Origin of the sequence: Burkholderia sp. AcTa6-5 (assembly GCF_017815075.1) — a bacterium.
GTDB classification, from domain to species: domain Bacteria; phylum Pseudomonadota; class Gammaproteobacteria; order Burkholderiales; family Burkholderiaceae; genus Burkholderia; species Burkholderia sola.
Map to the genome: position 1 here is coordinate 17,122 of NZ_JAGIQE010000010.1, position 16,510 is coordinate 33,631.

15 protein-coding genes are annotated in these 16,510 nt (G+C 66.5%); 2 read left to right on the plus strand and 13 right to left on the minus strand.

Annotated features, from left to right (window positions below):
- Positions 1–12: 12 nt before the first annotated feature.
- The 12 genes from hflC to ndk form a co-directional block, all read right to left on the minus strand.
- Complete coding sequence (gene hflC, locus J8I33_RS15150) at positions 13–912, minus strand: protease modulator HflC (protein WP_050013188.1); 900 nt, start codon at positions 910–912, stop codon at positions 13–15.
- Positions 913–927: 15 nt separating this feature from the next.
- Complete coding sequence (gene hflK, locus J8I33_RS15155) at positions 928–2,268, minus strand: FtsH protease activity modulator HflK (RefSeq protein WP_209937538.1); 1,341 nt, start codon at positions 2,266–2,268, stop codon at positions 928–930.
- 47 nt (positions 2,269–2,315) lie between these two features.
- Complete coding sequence (gene hflX, locus J8I33_RS15160) at positions 2,316–3,488, minus strand: GTPase HflX (protein WP_175975584.1); 1,173 nt, start codon at positions 3,486–3,488, stop codon at positions 2,316–2,318.
- Positions 3,489–3,560: 72 nt separating this feature from the next.
- On the minus strand, positions 3,561–3,800 hold the full coding sequence (gene hfq, locus J8I33_RS15165; protein ID WP_006399927.1) for an RNA chaperone Hfq: 240 nt from the start codon (positions 3,798–3,800) through the stop codon (positions 3,561–3,563).
- A gap of 141 nt (positions 3,801–3,941) precedes the next feature.
- Entirely contained in the window at positions 3,942–5,279 is a 1,338-nt protein-coding gene (gene der / locus J8I33_RS15170; protein WP_050013191.1) for a ribosome biogenesis GTPase Der, read from the minus strand.
- Between the two features lie 247 nt (positions 5,280–5,526).
- On the minus strand, positions 5,527–6,672 hold the full coding sequence (bamB, locus tag J8I33_RS15175; protein ID WP_050013192.1) for an outer membrane protein assembly factor BamB: 1,146 nt from the start codon (positions 6,670–6,672) through the stop codon (positions 5,527–5,529).
- A gap of 41 nt (positions 6,673–6,713) precedes the next feature.
- Entirely contained in the window at positions 6,714–7,343 is a 630-nt protein-coding gene (locus J8I33_RS15180) for a tetratricopeptide repeat protein (protein ID WP_209926885.1), read from the minus strand.
- 58 nt (positions 7,344–7,401) lie between these two features.
- Positions 7,402–8,742 carry a histidine--tRNA ligase gene (gene hisS / locus J8I33_RS15185; protein ID WP_089488490.1) on the minus strand — a complete coding sequence of 447 codons (1,341 nt, stop codon included), beginning with the start codon at positions 8,740–8,742 and terminating at the stop codon, positions 7,402–7,404.
- Positions 8,743–8,762: 20 nt separating this feature from the next.
- The gene (ispG, locus tag J8I33_RS15190; RefSeq protein ID WP_027806072.1) at positions 8,763–10,067 is read right to left on the minus strand and encodes a flavodoxin-dependent (E)-4-hydroxy-3-methylbut-2-enyl-diphosphate synthase; all 1,305 of its coding nucleotides are present in this window, start codon (positions 10,065–10,067) and stop codon (positions 8,763–8,765) included.
- A 112-nt stretch (positions 10,068–10,179) separates the two neighbouring features.
- Complete coding sequence (locus tag J8I33_RS15195; protein WP_209937541.1) at positions 10,180–11,184, minus strand: helix-turn-helix domain-containing protein; 1,005 nt, start codon at positions 11,182–11,184, stop codon at positions 10,180–10,182.
- A 205-nt stretch (positions 11,185–11,389) separates the two neighbouring features.
- Positions 11,390–12,529, minus strand: a complete 1,140-nt coding sequence (gene rlmN / locus J8I33_RS15200; protein ID WP_050013195.1) for a 23S rRNA (adenine(2503)-C(2))-methyltransferase RlmN — start codon at positions 12,527–12,529, stop codon at positions 11,390–11,392.
- Positions 12,530–12,584: 55 nt separating this feature from the next.
- Positions 12,585–13,010 (minus strand): nucleoside-diphosphate kinase, encoded by a 426-nt coding sequence (ndk, locus tag J8I33_RS15205; protein ID WP_006478674.1) that lies wholly within the window; start codon positions 13,008–13,010, stop codon positions 12,585–12,587.
- A 249-nt stretch (positions 13,011–13,259) separates the two neighbouring features.
- On the opposite strand from ndk, the gene J8I33_RS15210 reads away from it, so the two are divergent.
- Entirely contained in the window at positions 13,260–13,958 is a 699-nt protein-coding gene (locus tag J8I33_RS15210) for a Bax inhibitor-1/YccA family protein (RefSeq protein WP_006484459.1), read from the plus strand.
- Between the two features lie 62 nt (positions 13,959–14,020).
- Here the strand turns inward: J8I33_RS15210 and rlmD are convergent, their stop codons facing one another.
- Positions 14,021–15,325, minus strand: a complete 1,305-nt coding sequence (rlmD, locus tag J8I33_RS15215; protein WP_245170362.1) for a 23S rRNA (uracil(1939)-C(5))-methyltransferase RlmD — start codon at positions 15,323–15,325, stop codon at positions 14,021–14,023.
- Positions 15,326–15,641: 316 nt separating this feature from the next.
- Here rlmD and J8I33_RS15220 point away from each other — a divergent pair, with 316 nt between their 5' ends.
- On the plus strand, positions 15,642–16,496 hold the full coding sequence (locus tag J8I33_RS15220) for an endonuclease/exonuclease/phosphatase family protein (protein ID WP_209937543.1): 855 nt from the start codon (positions 15,642–15,644) through the stop codon (positions 16,494–16,496).
- Positions 16,497–16,510 lie beyond the last annotated feature (14 nt).

A 16,510-nucleotide genomic window follows, 5' to 3' on the forward strand; every position in this document is an offset into this window, starting at 1 on the left:
GGCGCCCCAAGGTCAATGTTTGCGGGGAGCAGGCGCCGCCGGTGCGGCACCGCCCGTCGGGCTGCGCATGAAGCGGAAGAACTCGCTGTCGGGATCGACGACGATGATGTCGTTGCGCTTGAACGTGTTCCGGTACGCCTGCAGGCTCGCGTAGAACTGATAGAACTGCGGATCGCGGCCGAACGCGTCGGCGGCGATCGTCGCGGCCTTCGCATCGCCCTCGCCCTTGATCGTCTGCGCGGACTTGTACGCGTTCGCGAGCACGGCCTGCTGCTCGCGTTCGGCGTCGGCCTTGATCTGCTCGACGTCGGCCGCGCCTTGCGCACGCACCTGGGCCGCCTGATCGCGCAACGCGCCGATCATCCGCTGATAGACGGCGTCCGTCTGCGCGGCCGGCAGGTCGACACGTGTCAGCTGCACATCGACCACGTCGACGCCGAAACCGGACGCTTGCGCCTTCGCCGCATCGCGCGCCGCATCGGCGATCGCGCGCTGACCGCCGAGGGCGTCGTCGAGCGCGCGCTTGCCGAATGCGTCGCCGAGCGCGCCCTTCAGCGCGCCGGACAGCCGGTCGGCCGCCGCCGCCGGATCGCCGCCCGTCGCGGTGAAATATTTCATCGGATCGCTGATCCGGTACTTCACCGCATACGCGACGAGCAGGTCGTGCTTGTCCTCGGTCGCCAGCTGCAGCGGATCGGACGACTCGAGCGACTGCACGCGCGTGTCGATCAGCGTGGCCGTCTGCAACGGCGGCGGCAGCTTGAAATGGACGCCGGGGCCCGCGAGCTCGGGCTGCGCGCCGTCGCGACCCGACAGCACGGCCGCATGGCGCGGATCGACGGTGAGGACCGTCGACGACGCCGCGAAGGCAACGATCACGATCGCGACGACGAGCGCAATGATTCGGTTCATGTTCTGCGCTCCCCGTTACTTCGTATCGTCTTCACGCGACCGGCTGCGAAACGCTTCACGCGATCGCAGCACGTCGACACCCGACGCCGTGGCGGCCGGTGCGGCGCTCGCCGGCGCGGCTGCGGCCGGCGCCGTGGCCGCCGGTGCCGGCGCCGCATCGGGCGCGGACGCGCCGGTCGACGCCGCGGCGTTTTGCCGCCCCTGCTCGACGAGCTTGTCGAGCGGCAGGTACACGACGCTGTTGCCGCCCTTGTTGCCGACGAACACCTTCGTCGCGTTCGAATAGATTTCCTGCATCGTCTCGAGGTACATCCGCTCGCGGATGACCGCGGGCGCCTTCGAGTACTGCGCATAGACCTGCTTGAAGCGGTCCGCATCGCCCTCGGCTTCCGTGACCACGCGATCGGCATACGCCTTCGCTTCGTCGACGAGCTTCGCCGCATCGCCCTGCGCCTTCGGCAGCAGGTCGCTCGCATACGCCTGCGCGGCGCGCTTCGCGGCCTCGCGCTCGTCGCGCGCCTTCGCGACTTCGGCGTACGCGGCCTGGGTCTGCTCGGGCGCCGCGACGCTCTGCATCGTGACGGCCGTCACCTCGAGCCCCGACTGGTAGCGGTCGAGATCGCGCTGGATCGCGGTGGAAAGCTGCTCGCGCAGCGCATCGCGATCCTGATTCAGCATGTCGGCCGCGCTGCGCGTGCCGACGATCGCGCGCACCGCGGCCTGCGCGGCCTGCGACACGCTGCGCTCGGGATCGACGCTGCGGAACAGGTAATCGGTGGCGGAACGGATCCGGTACTGGACGATGAAGCGCACGTCGACGATATCGGCATCGCGCGTCAGCATCGCGGCTTCCTTCACGTTCGCGAGGCGCACGACGTTGTTGCGGCCGATCTCGATCGAGCGGACCTGCGACGTGTCGACGATCTCATGCGACGCGAACGGATACGGCGCGCGCCAGTGCACGCCCTGGCCGACCGTGCCCGACAGCTTGCCGAACTGCAGCACGACGCCCGTCTGGCCGTCCTGCACGACGAACAGCCCGCTGCCCGCATACACCGCGACCAGCACGCCGATCACGATGCCGACGCCGACCCGGGCGGCCCGGCCGTTGTCGGGACGGAAGCCGTTGCCGCCCTTGCCGCCGAACAAGCCGCTCAGGCGCCGGTTGAAGTTGCGCCACATCTCGTCGAGATCGGGCGGACCGTCGCCGTCGCCGCCTTGCGGACGCTTCGATTCGTTCGCGCGGGGGCGGGATCCGTCCTTGCCATTGCCTTCGCCGCGTCCCCAGCGGGGATCGTTGATCGACAGCAAGGCGCGCATCCGCCGCCAGGTACTCCGCTCGTTGTATTCGTTCACCAGAGTTTGTTCACCAGATTGGACGCCGGCGAACCGGCCGGGACCGGTTAGCGCCCGTGTTCGGAAATCGTGTGGTCTTCGTGCGGTTCAGCGGACGTGCCATCGAGCGCGTCGGACAACGTCGCGCTGGAGAGATGTTCCGCGGAGGCGATTTCGGCGATGGCGGCACGCAACGTATCGAGACCCTGACCGGTGCGCGCGCTCAAAAAGACGCGCGAAATATTACCATACTCGTCCCGCTCGACCGCGTCGCCGCGGGCCGCCAGCTCGGGCACGGCGTCGATCTTGTTGAACACCAGCACCTGGCGGATCGTGTCCGCGCCGATCTCGTGCAGCACGCCGTTGACCTGCTCGATCTGCTCGAGCCGGACCGCGCTCGACGCATCGACCACATGCAGCAGCAGATCCGCGTGGATCGTTTCCTCGAGGGTCGCGCGGAACGCCGCGACGAGCTGGTGAGGCAGCTCACGAATGAACCCGACCGTATCGGACACGACGATCTGGCCGACCTCGTCGCCGAGGTACACGCGCCGCGACGTCGTATCGAGCGTCGCGAACAGCTGGTCGGCCGCGTACGCCTGCGCTTTCGTCAGCGCATTGAACAGCGTCGACTTGCCCGCGTTCGTATAGCCGACGAGCGACACCGACATCGTGCCGCTGCGCGCGCGCTGCCGGCGCTGCGTGCTGTGCTGGCGACGCAGCCGGTCGAGCCGCGACTTCAGCATCTTGATGCGTTCGCCGATCAGCCGGCGGTCGGTTTCGAGCTGGGTTTCGCCGGGGCCGCGCAGGCCGATACCGCCCTTTTGCCGCTCGAGGTGGGTCCACGCGCGAATGAGCCGGGTCGACAGGTATTGAAGCTGCGCGAGCTCGACCTGCAGCTTGCCTTCGTGGCTGCGGGCGCGCTGCGCGAAGATGTCGAGGATGAGGCTCGTGCGATCGACCACGCGCCTGTTAAGTGCCTGCTCCAGATTACGTTGCTGGGCGGGCGCCAACGCGTGGTTGAAGATGACGATTTCGACGTTGTGCGCGTCGCAGGCAAGCCGCAGTTCTTCGGCTTTGCCGCTGCCGATGAACATCTTGGCATCGGGACTGGCGCGACGACCGGTGAGGGTGACGGCGGGACGGGCCCCCGCACTGGAGGCGAGAAGACTGAGTTCTTCGAGACTGGCTTCGAAATCGGTCTTGCCGAAATCGATGCCGACGAGCGCTGCGTTGATCAAATTATCGGGTGTCAAGATAAGGCGGCTGGCATCGGTCGCTCGCGGCGACCGGATGCCGGCCGCTGCGATAGGTTAGGACGAGGCTTCCGCGTCCGGGTGGAAATTCACCGGGCGCGCCGGCACGACCGTCGAGATGGCGTGCTTGTAAACCATCTGGGTCACCGTATTACGGAGCAACACGACGTACTGGTCGAACGATTCAATGTTCCCTTGAAGCTTGATGCCGTTGACGAGGTAGATCGAAACGGGAACGTGCTCTTTGCGCAGTGCGTTCAAAAACGGGTCTTGTAACAATTGCCCTTTGTTGCTCATGGCGTACTCCATCTTTTTTTGCAGGTTGATCTGGATTGGCGGCGAAGAAAAAGAGATCCGGCGCCAATCGCTACACTATAGCTGATTTTGCCTGCCCCGCCCGGCCACTGGCCATGCGGCCGATGCCTTGCGCGGCGTGCTTCAGCCCTTGTCCGCGTACGGGTTGTTCGACGAACGGAACTCTATGCGCAATGGAGTCCCGGTCAGCGAGAAAGTTTCGCGGAATCGGTTTTCGAGGTAACGCTTGTAGGTTTCCGTCACCGCGTCGAGCGCGTTGCCGTGGATCACGATGATCGGCGGATTCTGGCCGCCCTGGTGCGCATAGCGCAGCTTCGGACGCACCGGGCCGCGACGGCGCGGCTGCTGGAATTCGACGGCGTCGATCAGCGCGCGCGTGAGCTTCGGCGTCGGCAGCTTCGCCATCGCCGCCGCGTACGCGTCGTCGACCGAGCGCATCAGCGTGCCGATACCCGTTTTCTTCGCGGCCGAAATGAAGTGCGATTTCGCGAAGTCGAGGAATTTCAGCTTGCGGGTCAAATCCGCTTTCGCACGGTCGCGCGCGTGATCGTCGAGGCCGTCCCACTTGTTGACGCCGATCACGAGCGCGCGGCCCTGCTCGACGACGAAGCCGGCGATGTGCGCGTCCTGGTCGGAAATGTCCTGCTGCGCATCCAGCAGAAGAATGACGACGTTCGCGTCGGAGATCGACTGCAGCGTCTTCACGACCGAGAACTTCTCGATCGCCTCGAACACCTTGCCGCGGCGTCGCAGGCCGGCCGTGTCGATCAGCGTGTATTTCTTGCCGTTACGCTCGAAGTCGACGTAGATCGAGTCGCGCGTCGTGCCCGGCATGTCGAACGCGATCACGCGGTCCTCGCCGATCAGCGCGTTGACGAGCGTCGACTTGCCGACGTTCGGGCGGCCGACAATCGCGATCTTGATGCCGCGCGACGGATCGTCCTCGTCCGCTTCCTCGGGCTGGCCCGCATACGCGACTTCCAGCGCCTCGTTGATCATGTCGGTCACGCCGTCGCCGTGCGCGGCCGAGATCGCGCGCGGGTCGCCGAGCCCGAGCTCGTAGAAATCCGTCGCGACCGCGGTGTACTTCATCCCCTCGGCCTTGTTGACGACGAGGAAGATCGGCCGGCCGGTCTTGCGCAGGTAGTCGGCGATCGACTTGTCCTGCGGCGCGAGTCCGTTACGGCCGTCGACGATGAACACGACGACGTCGGCTTCCTCGACGGCCTGCCGCGTCTGGCGCGCCATTTCGTGCAGGATGCCGTCCTTCGCGACGGGCTCGAAGCCGCCGGTATCGACGACCAGGTACGGTCGTTCGCCGACGCGCCCTTCGCCGTAATGGCGATCGCGCGTGAGGCCCGGCAAGTCGGCGACCAGCGCATCGCGCGAGCGCGTGAGCCGGTTGAACAGCGTGGATTTCCCCACATTGGGGCGCCCAACGAGGGCAATGACCGGTTTCATCTGTGTTTTCTACGGTGATGCGCAGCAGCGGGAGGCCCGCTGCTGCGGGCGGCTGCGCTGAATGAAAATATCACGAATTCGCGCCGCGCCGGATGCGCGCGCCTGGCGCGCGTTGCGCGCCGTCGTCTTTCGTCTCGAACTGCCTTTCAAATACCGAGCGGCCGGGAACGCCGGCCGCCTTCAAGTCGCGCGGCCGCGGCGCGCGGGACCTGCCCGCCGCGCCACGGCCGCACCGGTTTCCTGCGTGTCAGCGCGGGCGGAACCCGTACAGGCCGCCGTCCTTCGTCTGCACGACGAGCGTATTGCCCGCGAGGACCGGCGCCGCCGTGATCGCGCTGCCGTCGGTCTTCATCCGCGCGATGAAGCTGCCGTCTTCGCGCGACAGGAAGTGCACGAAGCCCTGGTAATCGCCCATCACGACCGCGTGCCCGAGCAGGTACGGCACGCCGACGTCACGGCTCTTCAGCTTGTCGTTGCGCCAGAGCTGGTTGCCCGTGGCCGCGTCGTACGCGGTGACGACCGACCAGTCGTCACCGCCGGCGACCACCGAATCGTCCTGCGCGAGGCCGCTGCGGCTCGAGAACGGCTTTTCCCACAGCGGCCGGCCCGAGTTCGCATCGAAGCAGCCAAGCTGACCCTGGAACGTCACCGCGCAGGCTTGCGCGCCCACGAGCGTCGGCGGACCGCTGACATCGTTGATGCGCTCGACTTCGGTCACGCCCTTCGGGAACGACACCGGGGTCTGCCAGAACGGCTCGCCCGTCTGCAGGTTGATCGCGACCAGACCGCCGCCCGGGAAGCCCGCGAGCACGGCCGCGTCGCCCGCGAACGTCATGCCGGCCGACACGCGCAGGTTCAGCGGCACCGCACGGTTGCGGTAGTTCCACTTCTGCTCGCCCGTCTGCGCGTTGAACGCGATCACCTGGCCGTCGATCGTGCGGACGACCACGAGGCCGTTGCCGACGAGCGGCGGCGAGAAGATCTCGCCCTGCACGCTGGTCTTCCACAGCTGCTTGCCGTCCGGGCCCAGCACGAACACGCCGCCCTTCAGCGCACCGACCGCGGTCAGGTTGCCGTCGCTGCCGACACCGGCCGACAGATCGGAACCGACCTTCGAACGCCACAGCGTCTGGCCCGTCTTCGCGTCGATCTTCTCGACCGAACCGTTTTCGCCCGCCGCATAGACGGCGTCGCCCACGGCCACCGGCGAGAACAGGTAGCGTCCGCCCTTGCCGACGCTCGCCTTCCAGACCTGTTGCACGTCCATGACGGGCTTGAACTCGGTGAGCGGCGTCGGCACGCGGCGCGCGTCCTTCGACGACGAGCAAGCCGCCAAAGCGAGGACAGCCGCCGCGCAGGCAACGGGCACAGCGTAACGTTTCAGCAAATTCATCGGTTAGCGAAGCAGAGTTAAGAGGTTGAGGGGACCGGGATTCAGCCGCCGAGCGCGTCCAGCTTGAACTGCACGAGCTGGCGCGCGGACTGGTCGTCCTTCGACAGGCCGCCGAGCGCGAGCTTGTAAGCCGCGCGCGCATCGTCGGTCTTGCCTTGCGCGGCAAGCAGATCGCCGCGACGATCGGCCACGAGGCCCTTGAATGCATCGACCGGCGTACCCGACAGCAGCGCGAGGCCCGCATCGTACGCCTTCTCGTCGAGCAGCAGCGACGCGAGACGCAGCTTCGCGATCTGCTTGTACTCGTCGTCCTTGGCGTGATCGACGGCCCATTGCAGCTGCGCCTTCGCGCCTGCCGCGTCGCCGGCCGCGTACAGCGTCTTCGCGGCCGCGAGCGCCGTCATCTGCGCATACGGCGTGCTGCCGAACTTGTCTTCCATGTCGGCGGCCGCGCGGGCCATCGTCGCCTTGTCGTTCGCGGCGGCGGCCTTCTGGACCTGCTCGTACAGCCCGGACGCCTCGGCAGCCTGACGGCGCTGCCAGTAGTTCCAGCCGTTGAAACCGGCCGCGACGACGAGCGCCGCGAGCACGATCCACGTGGTGAGGTTGCCCCAGCGGGCCCACCACGCCTTGAGACTTTCAATCGATTCTTGTTCGTCGTGATAACTCATCGGCGAGCGATTCCTTCTTCCTGTTCAGGCTTTTCTTGTCGAGCGGATGCCAGCGCGATCAGTCGTCGCCGTCTTCGGCGGATGCAACCATCGCATTGATTAGGAATTCGGTCAAGCTTTCGACCGGTACGGTCTGCTGAACGTTCTTTTCCCCTTCCGCACCCACGCCGCGCAACGCTTTCACGCCCACCGTGCCGTTCGCGACCTCTTCTTCGCCGAAGATCACCGCGAACGCGGCGCCGCTCGCATCGGCCCGCTTCATCTGCGACTTGAAGCTCGCCGGCGCGCCGTCGGCGCTGCAGTGGAAGATCACGTCGAGGCCCGTGTCGCGCAGGCGCTCGGCCGCGATGAACGCCTGTTCGCGCGCGGTCTCGCCCTGGTGCACGACGTACACGTCGACGCCTTCCTGCTCGGGCGCGAGATCTTCTTCCTTCAGCAGTTCGAGGATCCGCTCGATGCCCATCGCCCAGCCGCACGCGGCGGTCGGCTTGCCGCCGAGCTGCTCGATCAGCGGATCGTAGCGGCCGCCGGCCGCGACCGTGCCCTGCGCGCCGAGCTTGTCGGTCACCCACTCGAACACGGTCAGGTTGTAGTAATCGAGGCCGCGCACGAGACGCGGATTGATCTTGAACGGAATGTTGTTCGCGAGCAGCAGGCGCTGCAGCCCTTCGAAGTGCGCGCGCGATTCGTCGCCGAGGAAGTCGATCAGCTTCGGTGCGTTCTGCGCGATGTCCTGCAGCGCGGGATTCTTCGTGTCGAGCACGCGCAGCGGGTTCGTATACAGGCGGCGCTTCGCGTCCTCGTCGAGCACGTCGGCGAACTGCTCGAGGTACTTGATCAGCTCGACGCGGTGCGCGGCGCGCTCCTCGGCGAGGCCGAGCGAGTTGATCTCGAGCTTGATGCCGGTCAGGCCGAGGTCGTCCCACAGGCGCTGGCACATCATGATGATCTCGGCATCCGCATCGGGGCCCGCGAAGCCGAGCGCCTCGACGCCGACCTGGTGGAACTGGCGATAGCGGCCGCGCTGCGGACGCTCGTGACGGAACATCGGGCCGATGTACCACAGGCGCTTCGGGCCGTCGTACAGCATGTTGTGCTCGATCGACGCACGCACGACGGCCGCGGTGTTTTCCGGACGCATCGTCAGGTTCTCGCCGTTCAGCGCGTCGGTGAAGCTGTACATCTCCTTCTCGACGATGTCCGTGACTTCGCCGATGCCGCGCGTGAACAGCTGCGTGTGTTCGACGATCGGCGTGCGGATGTTCTGGTAGCCGTACGCGCGCAGCAGCGATTTCACGGTAGCTTCGAAGAATTCCCACAGGCCGGCATCCTGCGGAAGGATGTCGTTCATACCTTTGACGCCGGTGAGCTTCTCGATCTTGCGTTTCTGTTCAGTCATCGTTCGTGTGTGTGGACGAATTAGTTCAGGGCCTCGGTGCGGCCGTAATTGCGTGCGACGTAGTCGCTGACGATCTGCTGGAATTCCTCGGCGATCCGCTCGCCGCGCAGCGTCTTGACCTTCTCGCCGTCGATGAAGACGGGCGCGGCCGGGTTCTCGCCCGAACCCGGCAGGCTGATGCCGATGTTCGCGTGCTTCGATTCGCCCGGGCCGTTGACGATGCAGCCCATCACCGCGACGTTCATCTTCTCGACGCCCGGATATTCCTTGCGCCACGCCGGCATCTGTTCGCGCAGATACGTCTGGATCTGCATCGCGAGTTCCTGGAACAGCGTGCTCGTCGTGCGGCCGCAGCCCGGGCACGCGATCACCATCGGCGCGAACGAGCGCAGGCCCATCGTCTGCAGGATTTCCTGGCCGACGATCACCTCGCCCGTGCGCGACGCGCCCGGTTCCGGCGTCAGCGAGATGCGGATCGTGTCGCCGATCCCTTCCTGCAGCAGCACGCCAAGCGCCGCCGTCGACGCGACGATGCCCTTCGAGCCCATGCCGGCCTCGGTCAGCCCGAGGTGCAGCGCGAAGCCGCAGCGGCGGCCGAGTTCGCGATACACGGCGATCAGGTCCTGCACGCCGCTGACCTTGCACGACAGCACGATGCGGTCGCGGCCGAGGCCCAGCTCGACCGCGCGTTCCGCCGAGCCGATCGCCGACTGAATCAGCGCCTCGTACATCACGCTCTGCGCGTCCCACGGCTGCGCACGCGCGCCGTTCTCGTCCATCATGCGCGCGAGCAGGTCCTGGTCGAGGCTGCCCCAGTTCACGCCGATCCGCACCGGCTTGTCGTACTTCGCCGCGGCCTCGATCATCTGCGCGAACTGCGTGTCGCGCTTCGCGCCCTGGCCGACGTTACCGGGGTTGATCCGGTACTTCGACAGCGACTCCGCGCAGCCCGGGTAGTCGCGCAGCAGCAGGTGGCCGTTGTAGTGGAAATCGCCGACGAGCGGCACGGTCACGCCCATCCGGTCGAGCTGCTCGCGAATCGCCGGCACGGCGGCCGCGGCTTCGGGCGTGTTGACCGTGATGCGCACCAGTTCGGAGCCCGCGTTCGCGAGTTCCTTGATCTGGATCGCCGTGCCGATCGCATCGGCCGTATCGGTATTCGTCATCGACTGCACGCGCACCGGCGCGTCGCCGCCGATCGTCACGAGTTGCCCGCCCCAGCGGACATCCACCGCATGCGATACGCGGCGCGGCTGATGCCCGCCGAACACCGGCTCGGTTGAACAAATCTGACTGCTGCGTGGGGATTGAGCTTCGGATTGCATCGATAGATCCATTTACGCGGAATGCGCCGCGACGCGGCGCATGAATTGAAAAAGCGCCGTGCCCTCACGGCCTGCCGGTATCGACGGCAAGCCTTCGCCACGGCGCTTGACGTCAGGGCAACGTGAACCGCGCCACGTTACCCCGCGCTGCCGAATATTTTGCCGGATCGACCGGTTTTCCGTCGAACGCAACCGCGTCGAGGCCGGCCTTGTTGCCGATCGTGACCTTGAACGGCCCGTCGCCGGCCACCTGCTTCGTCTCGCCGGCGCGCACCAGCGCCGAGAACAGCTCCTTGCCATTCTTGTCGCGCACGCTGAACCAGCAATCCTGCTTGACCTTCAGTTCGATCATCGACTGGCCTGCCGCCACCACGACGCTCGCCGGCTGGGCCGGCGCGGCCGTGCTTGCCGCCGCCGTTTCCGCCACGGGCTGCGACGCAGCCGCCGTCGCGACCGGGGCCGCGGGCGCCGGAACGGCCGACGCGATCGCCTGCGCCGATGCAGCGGCCGGGGCCGGAACCTCATTCGCGACCGCCGTCGACGCGCCGTTCGTCGCCGCTTCTTCGGCGGACGACGATGCCGCCGCGCTCGCCGCCGACGCATGTTCGGCGTCGCCGCCCTTGAAGCGCGCGAGCAGGCCCGACGAATCGCTGCCAGTGTGCCACATCAGTACGGCGACCACCGCGACGATGACGATCCCCGTTCCCCACAGCCACGGATGGTGGCGCGACGAACCGCCGAGCGGAATCGACACGCGGCCGCGCGGCAGATCCGTGCCCGACGACGCCGGCATCGACAGGTCGACTTCCGGCACCCCGCGCTCGCGGCGCAGCGCCTGCGCGAACGGTTCCGGATCGACGCCGAGCATCTTCGCGTAGCTGCGCACGACACCGAGCGCGAACGTCACGCCGGGCAAATGGCTGATGTCGCCGGCCTCGAGCGCCCGGAGCTTTTGCGGTGCGACCTTGAGTCGCGCCGACACGTCGTCGACCGACCAGCCCTTCGTCTCCCGAAGCTGCGCCAGGCGGCTGCCGACCGCGGCCAGCGTTTCCAGTCCCGCCGGTGCCGGCTTCGCGGCATTCGTCTCTGCGCCGTTAGACGGCTGCGGCTCACTCATCCTTGTCCTCGCGTCGATTCTTCTTCACTGGCGGCTGCCGCCGGCTCCTGCCGGCCGGCACCCGCTACGGTTCATACCATGCGCGGCGCCGAGGCGCCGCGACCGATCGCTATTCGCGTGTTGCACCGCCAAAGGGTTCGGGCACCCCGGCCAACTGCCCCCGACTTGGCGTCCCCGACTCGGCGTCCCCGACTAGGCATCCCCGTCAAACTGCCCGAACTTCGATGATTTTTCCTGCTGCGCCCGTCCGCTCCGCGAGGCGCGTGCGATCCTTCACCGCGCCGGCCAGCTGTCCGCACGCGGCATCGATGTCGTCGCCGCGCGTCTTGCGCACGGTCGTGACGACACCCGCATCGATGAGGATCTGCGCGAAGCGCTTGATCTGCTCTGGCTTCGAGCGGATGAGGCCCGACTCCGGAAACGGATTGAACGGGATCAGGTTGAACTTGCACGGCACGTCGCGCGTGACGGCCAGCAGTTCGCGCGCATGCGCTTCGGTGTCGTTGACGCCGTCGAGCATGCAGTATTCGAATGTAATGAAGTCGCGCGGCGCCACTTTCAGATAACGCTGGCACGCGGCCATCAGCTCGCGCAGCGGATACTTCTTGTTGAGCGGCACCAGCTCGTCGCGCAGCGCATCGTTCGGCGCGTGCAGCGAAACGGCCAGCGCGACAGGCAACTCGGCGCCGAGGCGGTCCATCATCGGCACCACGCCGGACGTCGACAGCGTGACGCGACGGCGCGACAGGCCGTATGCGTTGTCGTCGAGCATCAGCCGCATCGCGGGCACGACCGCGCTGTAATTCAGCAGCGGCTCGCCCATGCCCATCATCACCACGTTGGTGACGACCCGTTCGGCCTTGCCGTTCGGTCCGGGCGCGCGGCCCAGCGACGCTCGCAATGCAAATTCGGCCATCCGGAGCTGGCCGATGATTTCGGCTGTCGACAGGTTGCGGGAGAAGCCCTGCTTGCCCGTCGAACAGAAGCGGCAGTTCACCGCGCACCCGGCCTGCGACGACACGCACAGCGTGCCGCGCGTCTCTTCCGGGATGAACACGGTTTCGACCGCATTGCCGTTTCCGACGTCGATCAGCCACTTGCGCGTGCCGTCGGCGGAAACGTGATCGCTGGCGATGTCCGGCATCACGATCGATGCGCGGCCCTTGAGTTTTTCCCTCAGGGACTTCGCGAGATCGGTCATGCCGTCGAAATCGCCGGCGTTGTATTGGTGGATCCAGCGCTGCAACTGCTTGGCGCGGAACGGCTTCTCGCCCAGGCTGCCGCAGTACGCGACAAGACCCTCGGCGTCGAAGTCGAGAAGATTGACGGAAGTTTCGCTCGTCATGATGTGCTGCCTTGCCGCGTGCGCTGAATCCTGCCTACTTGCTGTCAGCCAGGGCTTAACGCGAGTAAACGTTCATTTCCGGGAAGAAGAACGCGATTTCGACCGCTGCCGTTTCCGCAGCGTCCGAGCCGTGCACGGCGTTCGCGTCGATGCTGTCGGCGAAGTCGGCGCGGATCGTGCCCTTTTCCGCCTTCTTCGGATCCGTCGCGCCCATCAGGTCGCGGTTCTTCAGGATCGCGCCTTCGCCTTCCAGAACCTGGATCATCACCGGGCCCGAGATCATGAAATCGACGAGATCCTTGAAGAACGGACGCGCTGCGTGAACTGCGTAGAACTTCTCTGCGTCAGCACGCGACAGGTGCGCCATGCGCGATGCGACGATCTTCAGGCCGGCGCCTTCGAAACGGCTGTAGATCTGGCCGATCACGTTCTTTGCCACCGCATCCGGCTTGATGATCGACAGGGTGCGCTCGATTGCCATAAAAACTCCAAAAAATTAAGAAGTTACAGGTTCAAATGAATCCGCTATTGTAGCATGATCCCGTGTATCATTGCGATTGAACCCTTACACGCATGAAAGGTTCAGAATCCGTATGTTTTGTTCCGCCGGGCCATTGAAACCTCCGGGCACGGAACGTATCTTAGCCATAGCTGCCCCGGTTTGCTGCGCCGCACATCGCGTGCGCCGAACCGGCCCCGGACGCCCACGCGTTCAATGTTAGGAGAAACCATGAACGACTATCCGTACAATTTCGGCCGCGGCGGTTCCGTCAGCACCGCCGAGGTTCGCAACCGCGTGCTGCGGAACACGTACTGGCTGCTCGCGCTGTCGATGGTGCCGACCGTGCTGGGCGCCTGGGTCGGCGTCGCGACGGGCTTCTCGCTGTTCGCGGCCACGAGCCCGATGATGAGCCTGCTCGCGTTCTTCGCGATCGCGTTCGGCTTCATGTTCGCGATCGAGCGGACCAAGAACAGCGCGGCCGGCGTGTTCGTGCTGCTCGGCTTCACGTTCTTCATGGGCCTGATGCTGTCGCGGCTGCTGAGCTTCATCCTCGGCTTCTCGAACGGCCCGTCGCTGATCATGCTCGCGTTCGGCGGCACCGGCATCATCTTCGCCACGATGGCGACGATCGCCACCGTCAGCAAGCGCGACTTTTCCGGGCTCGGCAAGTGGCTGTTCATGGGCGTGATCGTGATCCTGCTCGCGTCGGTCGCGAACATCTTCCTGCAACTGCCGGCGCTGATGCTCACCGTGTCGGTGCTCGCGATCGCGATCTTCTCGGCCTACATGCTGTTCGACGTCCAGCGCGTCGTGAACGGCGGCGAGACGAACTACATCTCGGCCACGCTCGCGATCTACCTCGACCTGTACAACGTGTTCACGAACCTGCTCGCGCTGCTCGGCATCTTCGGCGGCAACCGCAACTGACGTTCGGCACGCACCATGAAAAACCGGCCCGCGGGCCGGTTTTTTTACGTCCGCCGCCCGGCTCAGTCGCGCTCGAACAGCGCGATCGATTCGACGTGCGACGTATTCGGGAACATGTTCACGACCCCGGCGCCCTTCAGCCGATAGCCGGCTTCGTGCACGAGCAGCCCCGCATCGCGCGCGAGCGTCGACGGGTTGCACGACACGTAGACGATGCGCTTCGGCAGCGGACCTTCACCGCTCTGCGCGATCTCGGCCAGCGCCTTCGACACCGCGAGCGCGCCTTCGCGCGGCGGGTCGATCAGGAACTTGTCGAATGCGCCGAGCGCGCGCAGATCGTCGCCCGTCACCTCGAACAGGTTCCGGCACGCGAACGTCGTGTGGCCGTCGACACCGTTCTCGCGGGCGTTCGCGAGCGCACGCGTGGTCAGCGTGTCGCTGCCCTCGATGCCCATCACTTCGCGCGACAGCCGCGCGAGCGGCAGCGTGAAGTTGCCGATCCCGCAGAACAGGTCGAGCACGCGATCGTCGCGCGACGGCGCGAGCAGACGCAGCGCACGACCCACCAGCACACGGTTGATCTGGTGATTGACCTGCGTGAAGTCGGTCGGCTTGAACGGCATGCGGATGCCGAATTCCGGCAGCGTGTAATCGAGCGATACGTCGAGCGGGTAGAACGGCGTCACCGTGTCCGGCCCCTTCGGCTGCAGCCAGAACTGCACGTTGTGCTCGTCCGCGAACGCGCGCAGCAGCGCTTCGTCGTCCGCGTTGATCGGCTCCAGCACGCGCAGCACGAGCGCGGTGACGGCCGAGCCGACCGCGAGTTCGATCTGCGGCATCCGGTCGCGAATCGACAGCCCTTCGACGAGCCGGCGCAGCGGCACGAGCATCGCCGACACGTGCGGCGGCAGCACTTCGCAGCTCGTCATGTCGGCGACGTAGCTGCTCTTCTTCTCATGGAAGCCGACGAGCACGCCGCCTTTCTTCGCGACGTTGCGCACAGTCAGGCGCGCGCGGTAGCGATAGCCCCACGACGGGCCGTGGATCGGCGCGAACATCGTTTCCGCGCGCAGCTTCGCCAGGTGCCACAGATTGTCTTCCAGCACGCGTTGCTTGACCGCCACCTGCGCACGCATGTCGAGATGCTGCATCGAGCAGCCGCCGCAGGTGCCGAAGAATGCGCACTTCGGCTGCGTGCGCATCACGCTCGGGCGCAGAATGTCGACAACCGTCGCCTGCTCGTAGCTCGGCTTGCGGCGATAGCTCGAATAGGTCACGCGCTCGCCCGGCAGCGCGCCTTCGACGAAGATCACCTTGCCCGGCTGACCGTCCTCGGTCATCGTGCGGCCGACACCGCGCGCTTCCATGTCGAGCGATTCGATCTCGAGAACCGGGGCGGGCCCGGGCGCGACGGGCGCGTTTTTCGATTTGCGCGCAGAAGTGGGGACGGCTTCGGACACCAGCTTTTCCTGACAAACGTTGAAGAAGGCGAGATTGTAGACGACGAAGGCTCCCGTCGCGCGCTTTCGTCACGCAAGCGCCGATGCACGTGGCGCGATGCGTGGCGCGTGAGCGACTGACAACCGCGCGCCCGTTGCGCGCCGACCTGCCGCGCGCAATGCGTGGCGCGGCCCCACCGCGGCACGGGTTCTGCTCGCAGCACCGAGCCAAGGAGACTCGACCATGCGATTGATCGACTGGAACATCCAATGGGGTCGGGATGCGGACGGCATCGTCGACCTCCCGCGCACGATCGCCGCCGCCCGGCAGTTGAGCGATTTCGACGTGCTGTGCGTGCAGGAAGTCACGCGCGGCTTCGACGCACTGCCCGGCCGGCCAGGGCCGGACCAGTTCGCCGAACTCGCGGCGCTGCTGCCTGGCTATACGATCGTCGACGCCATCGGCGCCGATCTGCCGGCCATCCGGCCGGGCGCACCGCGCCGCCAGTTCGGCAACGCGATCGCGACGCGGCTGCCGGTCGGGCGCGTGCTGCGCCAATCGCTGCCGTGGCCAGCCGACGCCGGCGCGCCGTCGATGCCGCGCGTCGCGCTCGATATCGAGTTGCGGGCGCCCCTCGGGTGGTTGCGCGTGGTCACCACGCATCTGGAGTATTACTCGGCGCGCCAGCGGCTGGCGCAGGTCGATGCGCTACGCGACCGGCATCGCGAAGCCTGCGCGCATGCTGACCATCCCGCTCCCGCCGAAACCGCCGACGGGCCGTTCAGCGCGACCGGACAACCGCGCGGTGCGATCGTCTGCGGCGATTTCAACAGTGCATTCGGCGCCGATGCGTACCGGCGCTTCATGGAGCCGATTGCCGACGCACCGGGTTTCGTCGACGCGTGGGTCGCACGGCATCCCGGTCGTACGCCGCCGCCGACCGCTGGCGTCTACGACACTGTGCAATGGTCGGACGGCCCGCTCGCGTGCGACTTCGTGTTCGTGACCGACACGCTGTTGCCGCGCGTCATCCGCTGCGAGATCGACGGCGACGTACGCGCGTCCGATCACCAGCCGGTGCTGCTCGAACTCGGCTGATCGCGCCGGCTACG

Coding starts and splice junctions, on each gene's coding strand:
- hflC (WP_050013188.1), bottom strand. CDS start 912: ATGAACCGAATCATTGCGCTCGTCGTCGCGATCGTGATCGTTGCCTTC.
- hfq (WP_006399927.1), bottom strand. CDS start 3,800: ATGAGCAACAAAGGGCAATTGTTACAAGACCCGTTTTTGAACGCACTG.
- der (WP_050013191.1), bottom strand. CDS start 5,279: ATGAAACCGGTCATTGCCCTCGTTGGGCGCCCCAATGTGGGGAAATCC.
- bamB (WP_050013192.1), bottom strand. CDS start 6,672: ATGAATTTGCTGAAACGTTACGCTGTGCCCGTTGCCTGCGCGGCGGCT.
- J8I33_RS15180 (WP_209926885.1), bottom strand. CDS start 7,343: ATGAGTTATCACGACGAACAAGAATCGATTGAAAGTCTCAAGGCGTGG.
- hisS (WP_089488490.1), bottom strand. CDS start 8,742: ATGACTGAACAGAAACGCAAGATCGAGAAGCTCACCGGCGTCAAAGGT.
- ispG (WP_027806072.1), bottom strand. CDS start 10,067: ATGCAATCCGAAGCTCAATCCCCACGCAGCAGTCAGATTTGTTCAACC.
- J8I33_RS15195 (WP_209937541.1), bottom strand. CDS start 11,184: ATGAGTGAGCCGCAGCCGTCTAACGGCGCAGAGACGAATGCCGCGAAG.
- rlmN (WP_050013195.1), bottom strand. CDS start 12,529: ATGACGAGCGAAACTTCCGTCAATCTTCTCGACTTCGACGCCGAGGGT.
- ndk (WP_006478674.1), bottom strand. CDS start 13,010: ATGGCAATCGAGCGCACCCTGTCGATCATCAAGCCGGATGCGGTGGCA.
- J8I33_RS15210 (WP_006484459.1), top strand. CDS start 13,260: ATGAACGACTATCCGTACAATTTCGGCCGCGGCGGTTCCGTCAGCACC.
- rlmD (WP_245170362.1), bottom strand. CDS start 15,325: ATGGAAGCGCGCGGTGTCGGCCGCACGATGACCGAGGACGGTCAGCCG.
- J8I33_RS15220 (WP_209937543.1), top strand. CDS start 15,642: ATGCGATTGATCGACTGGAACATCCAATGGGGTCGGGATGCGGACGGC.